Origin of the sequence: Frateuria sp. (genome assembly GCF_013362045.1) — a bacterium.
GTDB lineage: Bacteria > Pseudomonadota > Gammaproteobacteria > Xanthomonadales > Rhodanobacteraceae > Frateuria_A.
The window spans coordinates 13768-27912 of record NZ_JABFWW010000269.1; the positions used below are offsets into that span (position 1 = coordinate 13768).

General features: G+C 68.0%; 16 protein-coding genes. 6 read left to right on the forward strand and 10 right to left on the reverse strand.

The features are described from left to right. Window positions 1-14: 14 nt before the first annotated feature. Window positions 15-782: an SDR family NAD(P)-dependent oxidoreductase gene (locus HOQ08_RS12890; protein WP_291195544.1), complete on the reverse strand. Its 768-nt coding sequence runs from the start codon at window positions 780-782 to the stop codon at window positions 15-17. Continuing rightward, the gene (gene grxD, locus HOQ08_RS12895; RefSeq protein WP_291195547.1) at window positions 779-1105 is read right to left on the reverse strand and encodes a Grx4 family monothiol glutaredoxin; all 327 of its coding nucleotides are present in this window, start codon (window positions 1103-1105) and stop codon (window positions 779-781) included. The genes HOQ08_RS12890 and grxD overlap by 4 nt, the downstream gene beginning before the upstream one ends. Before the next feature lie 110 nt (window positions 1106-1215). On the opposite strand from grxD, the gene HOQ08_RS12900 reads away from it, so the two are divergent. Further along, window positions 1216-1794: a Fe-Mn family superoxide dismutase gene (locus HOQ08_RS12900; RefSeq protein ID WP_291195550.1), complete on the forward strand. Its 579-nt coding sequence runs from the start codon at window positions 1216-1218 to the stop codon at window positions 1792-1794. Between the two features lie 74 nt (window positions 1795-1868). On the opposite strand, the gene HOQ08_RS12905 is transcribed toward HOQ08_RS12900, so the two are convergent. Continuing rightward, entirely contained in the window at window positions 1869-3023 is a 1155-nt protein-coding gene (locus tag HOQ08_RS12905; RefSeq protein WP_291195553.1) for a 5-(carboxyamino)imidazole ribonucleotide synthase, read from the reverse strand. After that, window positions 3020-3523 carry a 5-(carboxyamino)imidazole ribonucleotide mutase gene (gene purE / locus HOQ08_RS12910; protein WP_291195556.1) on the reverse strand — a complete coding sequence of 168 codons (504 nt, stop codon included), beginning with the start codon at window positions 3521-3523 and terminating at the stop codon, window positions 3020-3022. Before purE ends, HOQ08_RS12905 begins: the two co-directional genes overlap by 4 nt. 60 nt (window positions 3524-3583) lie before the next feature. Here purE and HOQ08_RS12915 point away from each other — a divergent pair, with 60 nt between their 5' ends. The 4 genes from HOQ08_RS12915 (at window position 3584) to HOQ08_RS12930 (ending at window position 7810) form a co-directional block, all read left to right on the forward strand. After that, window positions 3584-3856 carry a Trm112 family protein gene (locus HOQ08_RS12915; protein WP_291195559.1) on the forward strand — a complete coding sequence of 91 codons (273 nt, stop codon included), beginning with the start codon at window positions 3584-3586 and terminating at the stop codon, window positions 3854-3856. Between the two features lie 160 nt (window positions 3857-4016). Next, entirely contained in the window at window positions 4017-6278 is a 2262-nt protein-coding gene (locus HOQ08_RS12920) for a DUF1631 domain-containing protein (RefSeq protein WP_291195562.1), read from the forward strand. 116 nt (window positions 6279-6394) lie between these two features. Then, window positions 6395-7255, forward strand: coding sequence for a carboxylating nicotinate-nucleotide diphosphorylase (nadC, locus tag HOQ08_RS12925; protein WP_291195564.1), 861 nt, complete (start codon window positions 6395-6397; stop codon window positions 7253-7255). 135 nt (window positions 7256-7390) lie between these two features. Next, window positions 7391-7810, forward strand: coding sequence for a DUF3301 domain-containing protein (locus HOQ08_RS12930; protein WP_291195567.1), 420 nt, complete (start codon window positions 7391-7393; stop codon window positions 7808-7810). A 132-nt stretch (window positions 7811-7942) separates the two neighbouring features. Here the strand turns inward: HOQ08_RS12930 and HOQ08_RS12935 are convergent, their stop codons facing one another. The 5 genes from HOQ08_RS12935 to petA form a co-directional block, all read right to left on the reverse strand. Continuing rightward, window positions 7943-8359, reverse strand: coding sequence for a ClpXP protease specificity-enhancing factor (locus tag HOQ08_RS12935; protein WP_291195583.1), 417 nt, complete (start codon window positions 8357-8359; stop codon window positions 7943-7945). 31 nt (window positions 8360-8390) lie between these two features. After that, entirely contained in the window at window positions 8391-9014 is a 624-nt protein-coding gene (locus HOQ08_RS12940) for a glutathione S-transferase N-terminal domain-containing protein (RefSeq protein WP_291195570.1), read from the reverse strand. 73 nt (window positions 9015-9087) lie between these two features. Then, window positions 9088-9819: a cytochrome c1 gene (locus HOQ08_RS12945; protein WP_291195573.1), complete on the reverse strand. Its 732-nt coding sequence runs from the start codon at window positions 9817-9819 to the stop codon at window positions 9088-9090. Window positions 9820-9832: 13 nt separating this feature from the next. Then, window positions 9833-11134 (reverse strand): cytochrome bc complex cytochrome b subunit, encoded by a 1302-nt coding sequence (locus HOQ08_RS12950; protein WP_291195575.1) that lies wholly within the window; start codon window positions 11132-11134, stop codon window positions 9833-9835. Continuing rightward, window positions 11134-11730, reverse strand: a complete 597-nt coding sequence (gene petA, locus HOQ08_RS12955; protein ID WP_291195577.1) for a ubiquinol-cytochrome c reductase iron-sulfur subunit — start codon at window positions 11728-11730, stop codon at window positions 11134-11136. Before petA ends, HOQ08_RS12950 begins: the two co-directional genes overlap by 1 nt. Before the next feature lie 165 nt (window positions 11731-11895). Between petA and HOQ08_RS12960 the strand changes: the two genes are divergently transcribed. After that, complete coding sequence (locus tag HOQ08_RS12960; protein WP_291195579.1) at window positions 11896-13083, forward strand: trypsin-like peptidase domain-containing protein; 1188 nt, start codon at window positions 11896-11898, stop codon at window positions 13081-13083. Between the two features lie 43 nt (window positions 13084-13126). Here HOQ08_RS12960 and HOQ08_RS12965 read toward each other — a convergent pair whose 3' ends face one another. Further along, a complete protein-coding gene (locus HOQ08_RS12965; RefSeq protein ID WP_291195585.1) occupies window positions 13127-14140 on the reverse strand; it encodes a lytic transglycosylase domain-containing protein in 1014 nt (337 codons plus the stop codon). Window positions 14141-14145: the final 5 nt, after the last annotated feature.

The following is a 14145-nucleotide window of genomic DNA, read 5'->3' on the forward strand; positions in this document are numbered from 1 at the left end:
GGAAAGCTGTGCGGTCAGCTGCCGCGCAGATCCAGCACCGCGCCGCGTGCTTCCGCACCTTGCGGACTGAGCAGCCACACGGCCGCCTGCGCCGTGGCGTCGGGCATCGGCTGGATATTGGGGTCTTCCCCGAAATAGGCCAGATGGCGCAGCGCGGTGCGCATGGGCGCGGGCAGCAGCGCATGCGTGCGGATGGTGGTGGTGTCGGTTTCCTGGTGCAGGATCTCGACGAAACGCTCCAGCGCCGCCTTGGACACGCCATAGGCGCCCCAGTGCGCGCGGTTGACCAGATCCGGATTGTCCAGCACGAACACCACCGAGGCATCCGGCGCCCTGCCCAGCAACGGCAGGCAGGCCTGGATCAGCGCGAACGGCGCCGACACGTTGACGTGCAGCGTGCGCAACCATTCGTCCGGCTTGTGCATGGCAATGGGCGTGAGCCCGCCGAAGCTGGCCGCGCAGTGCACGATGCCGTCGAGCCGGCCGAGATCGTGCCCCAGCCCCTCGGCCAGTGTCTCGTAGTCGCGCGGCGTGGCCGCTTCCATGTCCAGCGGGTGGATCACCGGCTCGGGCAACGACTCGGCGGCGATCAGATCGTAGAGCTGCTCGAGCTGGCGCTTGCGCTTGCCGGCGATCACGACGGTGGCGCCCGCGCGTGCGGCAGCCAGCGATACGGCACGGCCGAGGCCGCCATAGGCACCGGTCACCAGCACCACGCGGCCGGCCAGGCCGTCGGCCACGGGCGCAAAGTCCTGCGGCGGGCGGGCAATCGGCAGCGTCATGCGCGCACCGTGCCGCTGACGTCCGCGGCCATGCGCGCCAGCTCGCCGGACGCCTTGAGGTCCTCGACGATGTCGCAGCCGCCGATCAGTTCGCCCTGGATGAACAGCTGCGGGAAGGTCGGCCAGTTGGCGAAGTGCGGCAGCGCCGCGCGTACCTCCGGATCAGCCAGCACGTTGACGGCATGGAAAGCAGCGCCCGCCTCCTCCAATGCCTGCGCGGCGCGGCTGGAAAAACCGCACATCGGGAACTGCGGCGTGCCCTTCATGAAAAGCACCATGGGGTGCTCTGCGAGCACCGCCTTGATTCGCTCGTTAACGTCCATAGCTGGGGAGTTCTACAATGCGTACAGGACCGCAAGTGTATCAGCCGAGCAACGACTGCCGCCCGGCAGCCGGCCGGCATCCCTTCAAGCCGTAGCCCAAGGAGCCCCTCATGGCGATCGAACTTCCCCCCCTGCCTTACGAAAAGAACGCGCTGGAGCCGCACATCTCCGCCGAGACGCTGGAGTTCCATCACGACAAGCACCACCAGGCCTACGTGACCAACCTCAACAAGCTGATCGAGGGCAGCGAGTTCGAGGGGATGGCGCTGGAGGAGATCATCCGCAAGTCGTCCGGCGGCATCTTCAACAACGCCGCGCAGACCTGGAACCATACCTTCTACTGGCACTCGATGAAGCCCAACGGCGGCGGCGAGCCCAGCGGCAAGCTGGCCGACGCCATCAACAAGGCATTCGGCTCGGTGGCCAAGTTCAAGGAAGAGTTCGCCAAGATGGGCGCGAGCAACTTCGGCTCCGGATGGACCTGGCTGGTGCAGCGCCCGGACGGTTCGCTGGGCATCGTCAACACTTCCAACGCCGGCACGCCGATCACCGGCAACGACAAGCCGCTGTTCACCTGCGACGTGTGGGAGCACGCCTACTACATCGACTACCGCAACGCCCGTCCGAAGTACCTGGACGCGTTCTGGAACGTGGTGAACTGGGATTTCGCGGCCAGCAACATGGCCTGAGGCGGCGCCTCGCAAAAAACGGAGCCGCTGGCTCCGTTATATTGCCACGATGCTGAGCTTCCGAAGGCGTCCGCTCAGCCAAGCAGCCGCAAGACCGGCTCCGCCTGCTCGCCACGCCCCAACGCGCGCGCAATGTCGTCCACGCGCGCGATCAGTGCCAATGCGTCCGGCGCACACACCGTCGCATGCCCCACCTTGCGCCCCGGGCGCGCCTGCTTGCCGTAGTCGTGCCAGTGGCCGTCGACGGCTTGCAGCACCGGCGCCGGATCGGGCAGCGCACCGATCCAGTTGAACATGCACGACAGCCCGCGCGCGCCGGTGTCGCCCAGCGGCAGGCCGAGCACCGCGCGCACGTGGTTCTCGAACTGGCTGGTATGGGCGCCCTCGATGGTCCAGTGGCCGGAGTTGTGCACGCGTGGCGCCATCTCGTTGCCGAGCAACTGCCCGTCCTTGACGAAAAGCTCGAGCGCGAAAACGCCCACGTAATCGAGCCGCTCGGCCAGCGTGCGCGCCAGGTCCGTAGCGCGTCGCTGCAATTGATCGATGTCCGGCGCCGGCGCCAAGCTCAGGCTGAGCACGCCGTCGGTATGCCAGTTGCGGGTCAGCGGCCAGGTGCGGAAATCCCCCTCGCGGCTGCGCACGGCGATCACCGACAACTCGCGCTCGAACGGCACGAAGGCTTCCAGGATCAGGCCGTGCGCGGCGCCCTGCGCACCCAGCGCCGCCCAGGCGGTGTCCACGTCGGCAGGCGTCTTCAGGCGGAACTGGCCCTTGCCGTCGTAGCCCAGGCGCCGGGTCTTGAGAATCGCCGGCGCACCGATCTGCGCGACCGCGCGCTGCAGGTCGGCGTGAGTATCGACCGGCACGAACGCAGGCGTGTCCAACCCGCATTCGCGAAACAGCATCTTTTCGGCGAGCCGGTCCTGCGCCACCGCCAGCGCGCGCGGCACGGGCGACACGGCGACCCGTTCGGCCAGCCAGTGCGCGGTCTCGGCCGGCACGTTCTCGAAGTCGAAGGTGACCACGTCGACCATGGAGGCGAAGCGCTCCAGCGCCGCGTAATCCTTCCAGTCGGCCACCACCAGCGGCGCGACCTGCCCGGCGCAGGCGTCGCCGGCGCTGTCGACCACCAGCGTCTTGACGCCCAGCGGTGCCGCGGCGAGCGCCAGCATGCGCGCCAGCTGACCGCCGCCCAGGATGCCCAGCACGGGTTGGCGACGCTCGCTCATGCGCGCGGGTCCGGCTGGTCGAGCACGGCGTGGGTCTGCCTGGAACGGAAGGCATCGAGCGCCTGCGCGATGGCACGGTCGTGCAAGGCCAGCACCGCGGCGGCCAGCAGCCCCGCGTTCACCGCGCCGGCACGGCCGATCGCGAGCGTGCCCACCGGGATGCCGGCCGGCATCTGCGTGATGGAAAGCAGCGAGTCCATGCCGTTGAGCGCCTTGGACTGCACCGGCACGCCGAACACCGGCAGCCGCGTCTTGGCCGCCAGCATGCCGGGAAGGTGCGCGGCGCCGCCGGCGCCTGCAACGATCACCTCGATGCCGCGCCCAACGGCTTCCTCGGCATAGCGGAACAGCAGGTCCGGCGTGCGATGCGCGGAGACCACGCGCACCTCGTGCGGCACGCCCAGCTCGTCCAGCACCCTGGCCGCGTGCTCCATGGTTTCCCAGTCGGACCGGGAGCCCATCACCACGCCCACACGGGCCGGCTTGGCGGTCGAAGTCATGGTTCTGCCATCCCAAAAAGACTATTGTACGGACTTCCGCAACCCGTCACGAACCGCCCCATGGACAAGCGCCTGCTCGACATCCTGTGCTGCCCGGTCAGCAAGACGCCCGTCCGCCAGTTGGTCCGGGGCGAACTGGAGGCAGTCAACACCGCCATCGAGCGTGGCGAGGTCGACACGGTTGCCGGCACGCCCGTACGCGACCGGCTGGGCGAAGGCCTCATCACCATCGATCGCAAGGTGATCTACCGGGTCGACGACGGCATCCCGGTCATGCTGCCCGAAGAAGGCATCGGTACGGTCCAGCTCAAGGACTTTCCGGCGGCTGCCTGAGGTGGCCTTCGAAAAAGTGATCCGCGCCATGCTTTTGCACAAAGCGTGGACTAATGTGTACGCCAATGCATGACCCGTTCACATTTTCTAGCTTATGTTCGGGTTTCGTGCGGCCTGGGTGGCCGTGGTCGTCGGCAGCGGATGCCTCAGGGGTGCGGCGATGAAAGAAGCCAATGAGTCTGGCAAGGTCGTGAGCCTAAGCCAGCGCCAGGAGCCCGCCGAACGCATCGGCGATCTGCTCGGCGCCGTGCGGGCGATCGCCGGCCGCCGCCTGCAGGTGTTGCTGGGCAACATGTTCGAGCACGTCGATGATGCCCTGTTCGACCTCGCCGAGAAGGCCGAGAACAACGCAGCCCAGATGCATTACTTCGACGGCATGCGCGAGGTGCGCAAGCGCCGGCCGCTGGTCGAACGCACTTATTTGACCCAGGTCAGCCGCGAACTGACCGGGCTTTCGGTGCGCCCCGCGCCCGCCGCGCCGGCGGGCCCTTCGCCGACCGGACCGGTCGAGCTTTCGCTGGTGGCGGAGAACGAGCTGGAGGAATCGCTCGCCATCACCAGCATGATCGCCAAGAACGAATCGCGCCTGGCGCGCGACCTGTTCGCAGTGAACCAGCGACTGTCGGTGATCTGCGGCGGCCTCAAGATCGACGACGCCACCAACCCGGTGGCGCCGGCCGCGCTGTCCCAGGCGTTCCGCCAGGCCATGCGCGAATTGTCCGCCGAGATGCGCGTCAAGCTGATCATCTACAAGCTGTTCGATCGCTACGTGCTGTCCGCGCTGGAGGAGCTCTACCAGGAGATCAACACCGAGCTGGTCCGCGCCGGGGTTCTGCCGCAGCTGCGCCACGAGGTGGCTCGCGGCGAGACGCCGCCGGACACGGACACGGGCGCCACCACGGCGCCCGCGGATGCGGCACCCGAGATCGACCCGGAAGCCGCACTCGCCAGCGAGTTGCTGCATACCGTGCGCGCCCTGTTCAGTACCCGCCGCGCGCAGGCCGGCGCCGTCGGGATCGCCGCGGCGCCTGGCTCCGGCCCGATGGTCGCCGTGCCTACCGCCAACGAATTGCTTGGCGCGCTCAGCGTGCTGCAGAGCCAGCTCGCGTCCGGCCCCATGCCCAGCATGCAGTCGGTCGACCCGGTGGCCCTGGGCCGCGAGGTCGTGCAGTTGAAGGAGCACCTGCTGGGCCAGCTGGGCGCCCTGCGGGGGGAGCGCCCCAGCCAGGTTTCGGCGATCGACGAGGACACCATCGACCTGGTCGGCATGCTGTTCGAGTTCATCCTCGCCGACAACACGCTCCCGGCCGGGATGCAGGTGATGCTCTCGCGCCTGCAGATCCCCTACCTGAAGGCCGCGATCCTGGACCGGCGCCTGTTCGCCCATCGCCAGCACCCCGCGCGTCGCCTGCTGGACGGCCTGGCGGAGCTGGCCAAGGGATGGTCGGAAGAATCGGACCGCGACCATCGCGTGCACGACAAGATCAAGTCCATCGTCGAGCGTCTGCTGCACGAGTTCGACGACGACATGAGCCTGTTCGAGCGCCTCGGCGCCGAGCTGCAGGCCTTCCATGAACAGAGCCGCAAGCGCGCGGAACTGGCCGAGCAACGCGTGGCCGAATCGGCACGCGGGCGCGAGAAGCTGGAACTGGCGCGCCGCCGCGCCGCCCGCGAGATCCTCGACCGCATCGGCAGCCAGAGCCTGCCGCCGCTGCTCCATGGCGTGCTGGCGCGCGCCTGGGCCAACCACCTGGTGCTCACCATCCTGCGCCAGGGCGAGGACTCGCCGGCCTTCGCCGAGGCGCTGCGTTTCGTCAACGAGTTCATCGCAAGCGCCCGCCCGGTGCACAGCGCCGAGGACCGCCGCGCGCTGCTGCGCATGCTGCCGGGCATCGAGCGGGCCCTGCGCCGCGGCCTCGCCAACGTGGCCTTCCAGGAAAACGACATCGAGCGCCTGCTCGGCCAGTTGCACACCTACTACCGCCAGCAGCTGGGCGAAGCCGTCCCCGAACCCGGCCCCGAGGACGCGGCGCTGCCCATTCCCGAGAGCATCCAGCCGATCCTCGAAACCGACGCGGTCGAGCACGAGCCGGAACCGGGCCAGGCCGCGCCGGCCACGGACAGCAACGAGATCGAGCAGGTCGAGCAGCTGAAGTCCGGTACCTGGCTGGAATTCTGCCCCACCGGCGACGCGGTCACCCGCGCCAAGCTGTCGTGGATCAGTCCGATGAGCGGCCGCTACCTGTTCGTCAACCGGCGCGGCCTCAAGGTGGGCGACTATGCTCCGCATGAACTGGCCGCGGCGCTCGCCGCCGGCAGCGCGCGCATCCTGTCTTCCCAGCCGCTGTTCGACCGCGCGATGGGCGCGATCGTCGACCGCCTCAGCCAGGCGGCGGCCTCCGGCACCGACGAAATCGCCTGACGTCAGCCGAGCGGTCGCCCCGCTCGGCTATGCTAGCGGGCTGGCGGCACCTTGCTGATGCCGGACACGGCTTCCTGCGTGCGCGCCGCGCCCTTCTTCCACCGAACGGATGCCGCATGCCTGACGCGCCCCTCCTCACCCCGCCCGACGCGAAGCTCATCGATGCCGACGTCGAACGCGCCTTCGCCGAGGACCTCGGCCCGGGCGACGCCACTGCCGATCTGCTTCCCGCCGACGCGATCGCGGTCGCGGCGCTGACCTGCCGCGAGGATGCGGTGATCGCCGGCATCCCCTGGTTCGATGCCTGCTTCCGCAAACTCGATCCGGACCTGGCGATCGACTGGCGCACGCGCGACGGCGAGCGGGTAGCCGCCGGCAGCGTGATCTGCAATCTGCGCGGGCGCGCCCGGGCGCTGGTCAGCGCGGAGCGCTCCGCGCTCAACTTCCTGCAGCTGCTTTCGGGCACGGCCACCTTCACGGCGGCCCACGTGGCCGCCGTGGCCGGCACCGGCGTCCGCGTGCTGGACACCCGCAAGACCGTCCCGGGCCTGCGGCTGGCGCAGAAGTACGCGGTGCGCTGTGGCGGTGGGCACAACCACCGCATCGGCCTGTTCGACGCGATCCTGATCAAGGAAAACCACATCGCCGCGGCAGGCGGCATTGAGCCGGCCGTGGCCGCGGCGCGGCGCATGCACCCGGCATTGTTGCTGGAGATCGAAGTGGAAACGCTCGACGAACTGCGCCGCGCTATCGATGCGGGCGCCGACCGCGTCATGCTGGACAACTTCACTCCTGCCATGATGGCCGAGGCGGTCGCCGCCGCGGCCGGCCGCGTGCCGCTGGAAATCTCCGGCAACGTCGACCTCCAGACCATCGGGGTCTATGCGCGTACGGGCGTCGATTTCATCTCGGTCGGTGCACTGACCAAGCACGTGCGTGCAGTTGACCTGTCGCTGCGGCTGCAATTGTCCGCCTGACGACATCGCACCGATCCGTTGAAGCGCTCGCGCGCGCTCACTGCTTCCAAGGCAGGTGCGCGATGCGGCAGCTAGCGCGGAAGCGCTGCGCACGCGCGCCTTGCGCCCGGTCCACCTCGCCCACACACTGCCCGCATGAGCCAGGTTTCCGATTTGATCGCCTTGCTGGCGTTCGCCGCCGTGGCCGGCCTGTGGTTCAAATCCACCCGTGCCCGGGAGCGGGCGGTGGACGAGGCGCGTCGGCAATGCATGCAGCACGACCTGCAGTTGCTCGACGAGACGGTTGGCCTGCGCAGCCTGCGCCTGCGGCAGGCCAGCGGCAGGCGACAGCTCGAGCTGGGCTACGGCTTCGAGGTCAGCGCGCACGGCGATGACCGGCAGGAGGGCCGGCTGTGGATGCGTGGCGGCCAGCTCGCAGGCGTAAGCCTGCCCGGAGGCGGGGAGCCATTGCCGCATGCAGTGGAACCCTCGATGGAGGCCGCCGAGCCGCTATCGCTGGAACGGCACGGCAACGTGATACCGCTCCGGCCAAGACGGCCACCCGCCGGCCAATGAACAGCAGCTGGAACTCGTCGCGAGTCTCGCCTTGCCAAAAACCTCGGGAATCCGGACGAGGCTTGCGATGCCGCCTCCCTTGCGGTGAGGGCGGATCGCCGGCCCGCATGCGGCCGACCGCGAAACCTCCGGCTACTTGACCACTCGCAGATGCGGCGAGCGCCGTGGCTTGTCTGGGCTTTCGCCGGAGGGTCCCGGCGGCGGGCCTTCCGGGCCCGGCGCGGGAGGCGGCGTGTCGCCATCGTCCGCTGGAAACATCATGCCCTGCCCGTTTTCCTGCGCATACAGGGCCAACCCCGCCTGTATCGGGATGCGGATCGCCTGGCTGACCCCGGAAAAGCGCGCCTGGAAATGGATGCAGTCGTTGCCCAGTTCCAGGTTGGCCACCGCACGCATGGCCAGGTTGAGCACGACCTGGCCGTTCTTGACCACCTGCGGGGGCACGCGCACCCCCTCGAAGGTGGCGTCCACCAGCACGTAGGGCGTGAGCTGGTTGTCGGTGATCCAGTCGTAGATCGCCCGCAGCAGGTAGGGGCGATTGGAACTCATCGGCGGGCGCTCGGTCATCGGCCCATGCCGGTCATGGACGCATCGCCCGTTCTTCGTTGGTCAGGCTGCGCGCATAACCCTGGCTATGGAAGAGGCGCTCGCCATAGTCCACGATGGGCTTGCCCTCGCGGCCCAGTTCCACGCCCAGCCACGGCAGGCGCCACACCACCGGTGCGACCAGGCAGTCGACCAGGCTCATTTCCGGATTGAGGAAGAACTTGGCTGCCTTGAACAACGGCAGCGAGGCGAGCAACTGCTCGCGCAGGCGCTTGCGCGCGGCGTCGGCGGGACGGCCGCCGGCGCGGATGGTGTCGACTTCGGGCAGCCAGTCGCGCTCGATGCGCACGGTCGCCAGGCGCAGGCGCGCGCGCGACAGCGGATCGATCGGCATCAGCGGCGGATGCGGATACCGCTCGTCCAGGTATTCGCAGACGACCGCCGTGTCGTACAGGGTCAGGTCGCGATCGACCAGGGTCGGCGTGGTGCCGTAGGGGTTGAGGTCGATCAGGTCTTCCGGCGGCTTGGCCGAATCGACCAGCACACGCTCGTAGCTGACGCCCTTGGCCGCCAGCACCAGCCGCGCGCGATGGCACTGGATGTCGTCGGCGGTGGTGTACAGGGTCAGTACGGTACGCGAACGAGCGCTTTGCACCATGCGCTTTTCTCCCCTTCAATAAGCGATGCGGCGACGCGCACGCCGCCGCATCCGAGGCTGGCGGACACCCGGTTTAGTGGACGTCCTTCCAGTATTCCTTCTTCAGTGCGTAGGCCAGCAGGGTGAAGAACGCCAGGAACAGGATCACCCAGATGCCGTAGGCGTGGCGCTGCAGCGCGGCCGGCTCGGAGACGTAGGCCAGGAAGTTGGTCAGGTCACGCGCCGCCTGCTGGTACTGCGCCGGCGTCATGCGGCCCGGCCGGGACAATTCCAGCTTCTCCACATCCTCGCTGCCGGGCTTCCTCACCGCGGTCTGCACGCCCTGCAGCTCCCACAGCGGGAACGGCATGGAGGCATTGGGGAACACGGTGTTGTTCCAGCCTACCGGACGGCTCGGGTCCAGGTAGAAGCTGTTGAGGTAGCCGTACACCCAGTCGGCCGTCTTGGCGCGCACTTCCAGCGAGAGATCGGGCGGCGCCTTGCCGAACCACTGCTTGGCCGCGTCCTCGGGCATGTGCGAGATCACCGGCTCGCCGAACTTGGCGCCGGTGAAATCGAGGTTGTCCATCACCTCTTTCTCGGTCAGACCCAGGTCCTCGGCGATGCGCGAGTAACGCTGGAACTTCAGCGAGTGGCAACCCACGCAGTAATTGAAGAACAGGCGCGCGCCGCGCTGCAGCGAAGCCTGGTCGCGCAGGTTCACGCCGGCGGATGGCAATTCGGGGCCGCCCTCGGAGGCCAGGACCTGGGTACTGCCCGCGAGCAGGCCAAGGGCAAGCGTGATCGAAAGGAGAATGTGCTTCATCAGTAGCTGCCGCTTAGTCATGCGTGGTCACCCGTTCCGGAACCGGCCTGGTGGTTTCCCACCCACGTCGGGTGTACAGCCACAGGAACACGAAATAGCCGAAATAGATCAGCGTCATCAGGCGACCGAACAGGTTCTCCCAGAAGGTCACGTCGACATCGCCGAACCACTCCGGAATGACTTCGGCAGTGACGCCCGCGCCGACCGCACCCAGCAGGATGAACGAGGCGGCGAACAGGCCCAGGGCGACCTTGAAACCGGTGCCGCGGTAGCGGACCGACTTGACCTTGCCGGCATCGATCCATGGCAGCGCGAACAGCAGCGCAATGGCGCCGAACATCGCCAGCACGCCCCACACGGCAGTGCCGAAGAAGGACGGGATCATGCGCAGGATCGCGTAGAACGGGGTGAAGTACCACACCGGCTTGATGTGCGAGGGCGTGACCAGGTTGTTGGCCGGAATGAAGTTGTCGTGCTCCAGGAACCAGCCGCCGAAGGTTGGCGCGAAGAAGATGATGAACGCGGCGATCAGCAGGAAGAAGCCCACGCCGACCAGATCCTTCACCGTGTAGTACGGGTGGAACGGAATGCCGTCGGCCGGCTTGAGCGCGTCCCAGCGGTTGCCCTTGGGACCCTTCTTGATCTCCACGCCGTCGGGGTTGTTCGAACCCACTTCGTGCAGCGCGGCGATGTGCAGCACCACCAACAGCAGCAGCACCAGCGGCAACGCGATCACGTGCAGCGCGAAGAAGCGGTTGAGCGTGGCGTCGGCGGGCAGGTAGTCGCCCATGATCCACTCGACCAGCGTGCCGCCGATCACCGGAATGGTGCCGAACAACGAGATGATCACCTTGGCGCCCCAGAACGACATGTTGCCCCACGGCAGCACGTAGCCCATGAAGGCCTCGGCCATCAGCACCAGGAAGATCAGCATGCCCAGCAGCCACACCAGCTCGCGCGGCTTCTTGTACGAGCCGTACATCAGGCCGCGGAACATGTGCAGGAACACCACCACGAAGAACAGCGAAGCGCCGGTGGAGTGCATGTAGCGGATCAGCCAGCCCCACTCCACGTCGCGCATGATGTACTCGACCGAGGCGAAGGCTTCCGCCGCGCTGGTCTTGTAGTTCATGGTGAGGAAGATGCCGGTGACGATCTGGTTGACCAGCACCAGCAGCGCCAGAGAACCGAAGTAGTACCAGAGGTTGAAGTTCTTCGGTGCGTAGTACTCGGTCATGTGCTTGCGGTAGGCAGGCATCATGCCGGGGGCGCGCTCGTTGACCCAGTCGCCCATGCGGGTGAATACGTTAGCCATCAGCCGGCCTCCTTGGGATCGACGCCGATCTGGATGTGCGTGTCGTCCACGAAGTGGTACGGAGGCACCTGCAGGTTCTTCGGCGCAGGCACGCCGGAAAACACGCGGCCGGACAGGTCGTAGCGCGACTTGTGGCACGGGCAGAAGAAGCCGCCCTTCCAGTTCGGATCGAACGGCTCGGGCTTGATCTGGGGGAAGAACTCCGGCACGCAGCCCAGGTGGGTGCAGATGCCGATCAGGACCAGCCACTCCGGCTTGATCGAGCGGGCCGGTCCCTTGATGTAGGTAGGCTGCTGGTCCACTTCCGAATTCGGATCGACCAGGCGAGGCGCCAGCGACGGCAACACCGCAAGCTGGTCCTTCGTGCGGCGGACCACGAACACGGGCAGGCCGCGCCACGCGTAGTCGACCTTCTGGCCCAACTCGATCTTGCCGATGTCCGCCATGACCGGCGCACCGGCGGCCTTGGCGCGTTCACTGGGCTCCCAGGACTTGATGAAGGGCACGACTGCCGCGACGACTCCCACGCCACCGACCACCGAGGTGGTCGCTGTCAGGAAGCGGCGGCGGCCGTGATCGACGACTTCGTTCGCCATCAGGCTCTCCGGTACATGCAATGCCATTGAGATGCGAGCCCCGTTTGGGAGCCTGCAAAAATCGCGTTAGTGTAGCGTCAGGGCCTGGCCCGTACAATCAATCGCATGGGGGCTGAAGCCTGCCCCGCGCCTCCAACGTCCGGCCCCATCCAAACCATTGAAGCCATGAAGAACGCCGCCGGCGCGCTCGCCTTTATCGCCCGCTTCGTCATCCTGGGATTGGCGCTTGCCTTCGTGGTGGGGCTGTTCTGGCCGGGCAGCGGCGACCGCCTGCGCCAGCGCTTCGGCCTTGCCCACGCGCCCGAGCCTTCGGCCATGCAGGCCGCGGCACCCGCGCCCGGCAGCGGGCCGGTTTCCTACGCCGATGCGGTGGCCCGGGCCGCGCCTGCGGTGGTCAACATCTACGCCAACAAGATGGTCACCGCGCGCGCCGTGCAGATGTACGACGACCCGGTGCTGCAACGGCTGTTCGGCGGCCTGCCCACCGGCCCGGCCTACAAGCGCCCGCAGCAGGTGCTGGGCTCGGGCGTGATCGTCAACCCACAGGGCTACGTGCTGACCAACAACCACGTCATCGCCAACGCCGACGACATCCAGGTGTTGCTGTACGACGGCCGCATCGCCAAGGCCACGCTGGTCGGGGCCGACGAGGAAACCGACCTGGCGGTGCTGAAGATCGATGCCGGCAACCTGCCCGTGGTCAGGATCGCCGACAGCCATGCGCTGCGCGCGGGCGACGTGGTGCTGGCGATCGGCAACCCGCTGGGCCTCAACCAGACGGTGACCATGGGCATCGTGAGCGCGGTGGGAAGGCAGTTGTCCAGTTCCAGCGCCGAGGACTTCATCCAGACCGACGCGGCTATCAATCTGGGCAATTCCGGCGGCGCGCTGGTCAACGCCCACGGCGAGCTCGTGGGCATCAATACGTTGCTGATCGGACGGCAGGCCAACGCCGAGGGCATCGGTTTCGCCATCCCCATCGGCAGTGCCAAGAACGTGCTGGACCAGATCATCGCCAGCGGACACGTAGTGCGCGGCTGGCTGGGTGCCGACTATGCCTTCGTGCCGGTGGCCGCCGACAGCGGCCTTCCCGCCGCGGCGCGCGGCGCGCAGGTGACGGACGTTTATCCCGGCGGTCCGGCGGCGCAGGCCGGCATCCAGGCGCACGACATCCTGCTGCGCATCGGCACCGACGACATCCTCGATCCGGCCGACTTGCGTCGCCGCGAGGCAGCGCTTAAGCCCGGCAGCAAGGTGGAAGTGTCCGGCCTGCGCAACGGCGTGCCGTTCCACACCGAAGTCACCCTGGCGCGCCGCCCGCCGCTGCAGGTACGCAATACGCTGGACGGCTGAGGCCTACTCAGCTTCGCGCTTCCTGCGGGAACACCGGGCACCCTCAAGGTGCGCCCGGGCTCCTCATCGCAGTGAGCGTGCCATGCACCGCCGCGCCGTAGCGGCGGCGCAACTCGTCGACGCGCTTCACGTAGACCTGCGTCTCGGCGTACGGCGGCACGCCGTTGAACCGCTGGACCGCGCCCGGACCGGCGTTGTACGCCGCCGCGGCCAACCGCTCGTTGCCGCCGAAAGTCCGCAGCAACTGGCCCAGGTAACGCGCGCCGCCACGGATGTTCTGCCCCGCATCGAACGCGTCCAGCACCCCCATGTCGCTGGCGGTGCCCGGCATCAGCTGCATCAGTCCCTGCGCCCCCTTGAGCGAAAGCGCATTGGGATTGAAGGCGCTTTCGGCGTGGATCACCGCGCGCAGGAAAGCCTCGTCCACGCCCGACTCCAGGCTGGCCGCGCGTATCGCATCGGCATAGGCGGTGATGTTCAACCGCACCCGGCCCCAGTCGATCGTCGAGTGCAGGTTGCAGGCCACGCAGGTGGCGATGTAGGTAAACAGCATGGTGACGGCGCCGCGCCGGCCGCCGCCCGGGTTCACGTTGGTGTATTCGACCGAGCCGTCCGGTCTGACCACACGATAGACAGCGCCGCGAAGCGTCCGGTCCGACGGGGCGGTAGCCGCACTGGCCACCACGCCGTCGCGGTAGTCCCACTGGCCTGCGGGCAGCGCCCGCGCCGTGGTGTCGACCGTCCCTTCGACGTCCGCCAGCGATACCCGCCGGGCCGTGGTCTGCACCCATCCGTGCACACCCGCGAGCGAGGCCGCCCGCGCCGGCGGCGCTGCCCGACGTGCCGGCCTGGCCGCGGGGCTGGCATAGGAGGCCACCTTGCGGCAGCCGCTGTAGCCGCCGGTCGTGCCGCTGAACACCGCTTCGCCACCGGCACCCGTGCACCGGTACAGCGCCCCGGCGCGTGCTGTCTGCAGCCAGCACAACCCCGCCAGCAACACGCAGGCCAGCGCGATCCGGGACAGGATCGTGCAGACCGGGAAAGCGGCGCAAGCCACGCCGG

Coding starts and splice junctions, on each gene's coding strand:
- HOQ08_RS12890 (WP_291195544.1), bottom strand. CDS start 782: ATGACGCTGCCGATTGCCCGCCCGCCGCAGGACTTTGCGCCCGTGGCC.
- grxD (WP_291195547.1), bottom strand. CDS start 1,105: ATGGACGTTAACGAGCGAATCAAGGCGGTGCTCGCAGAGCACCCCATG.
- HOQ08_RS12900 (WP_291195550.1), top strand. CDS start 1,216: ATGGCGATCGAACTTCCCCCCCTGCCTTACGAAAAGAACGCGCTGGAG.
- HOQ08_RS12905 (WP_291195553.1), bottom strand. CDS start 3,023: ATGAGCGAGCGTCGCCAACCCGTGCTGGGCATCCTGGGCGGCGGTCAG.
- purE (WP_291195556.1), bottom strand. CDS start 3,523: ATGACTTCGACCGCCAAGCCGGCCCGTGTGGGCGTGGTGATGGGCTCC.
- HOQ08_RS12915 (WP_291195559.1), top strand. CDS start 3,584: ATGGACAAGCGCCTGCTCGACATCCTGTGCTGCCCGGTCAGCAAGACG.
- HOQ08_RS12920 (WP_291195562.1), top strand. CDS start 4,017: ATGAAAGAAGCCAATGAGTCTGGCAAGGTCGTGAGCCTAAGCCAGCGC.
- nadC (WP_291195564.1), top strand. CDS start 6,395: ATGCCTGACGCGCCCCTCCTCACCCCGCCCGACGCGAAGCTCATCGAT.
- HOQ08_RS12930 (WP_291195567.1), top strand. CDS start 7,391: ATGAGCCAGGTTTCCGATTTGATCGCCTTGCTGGCGTTCGCCGCCGTG.
- HOQ08_RS12935 (WP_291195583.1), bottom strand. CDS start 8,359: ATGAGTTCCAATCGCCCCTACCTGCTGCGGGCGATCTACGACTGGATC.
- HOQ08_RS12940 (WP_291195570.1), bottom strand. CDS start 9,014: ATGGTGCAAAGCGCTCGTTCGCGTACCGTACTGACCCTGTACACCACC.
- HOQ08_RS12945 (WP_291195573.1), bottom strand. CDS start 9,819: ATGAAGCACATTCTCCTTTCGATCACGCTTGCCCTTGGCCTGCTCGCG.
- HOQ08_RS12950 (WP_291195575.1), bottom strand. CDS start 11,134: ATGGCTAACGTATTCACCCGCATGGGCGACTGGGTCAACGAGCGCGCC.
- petA (WP_291195577.1), bottom strand. CDS start 11,730: ATGGCGAACGAAGTCGTCGATCACGGCCGCCGCCGCTTCCTGACAGCG.
- HOQ08_RS12960 (WP_291195579.1), top strand. CDS start 11,896: ATGAAGAACGCCGCCGGCGCGCTCGCCTTTATCGCCCGCTTCGTCATC.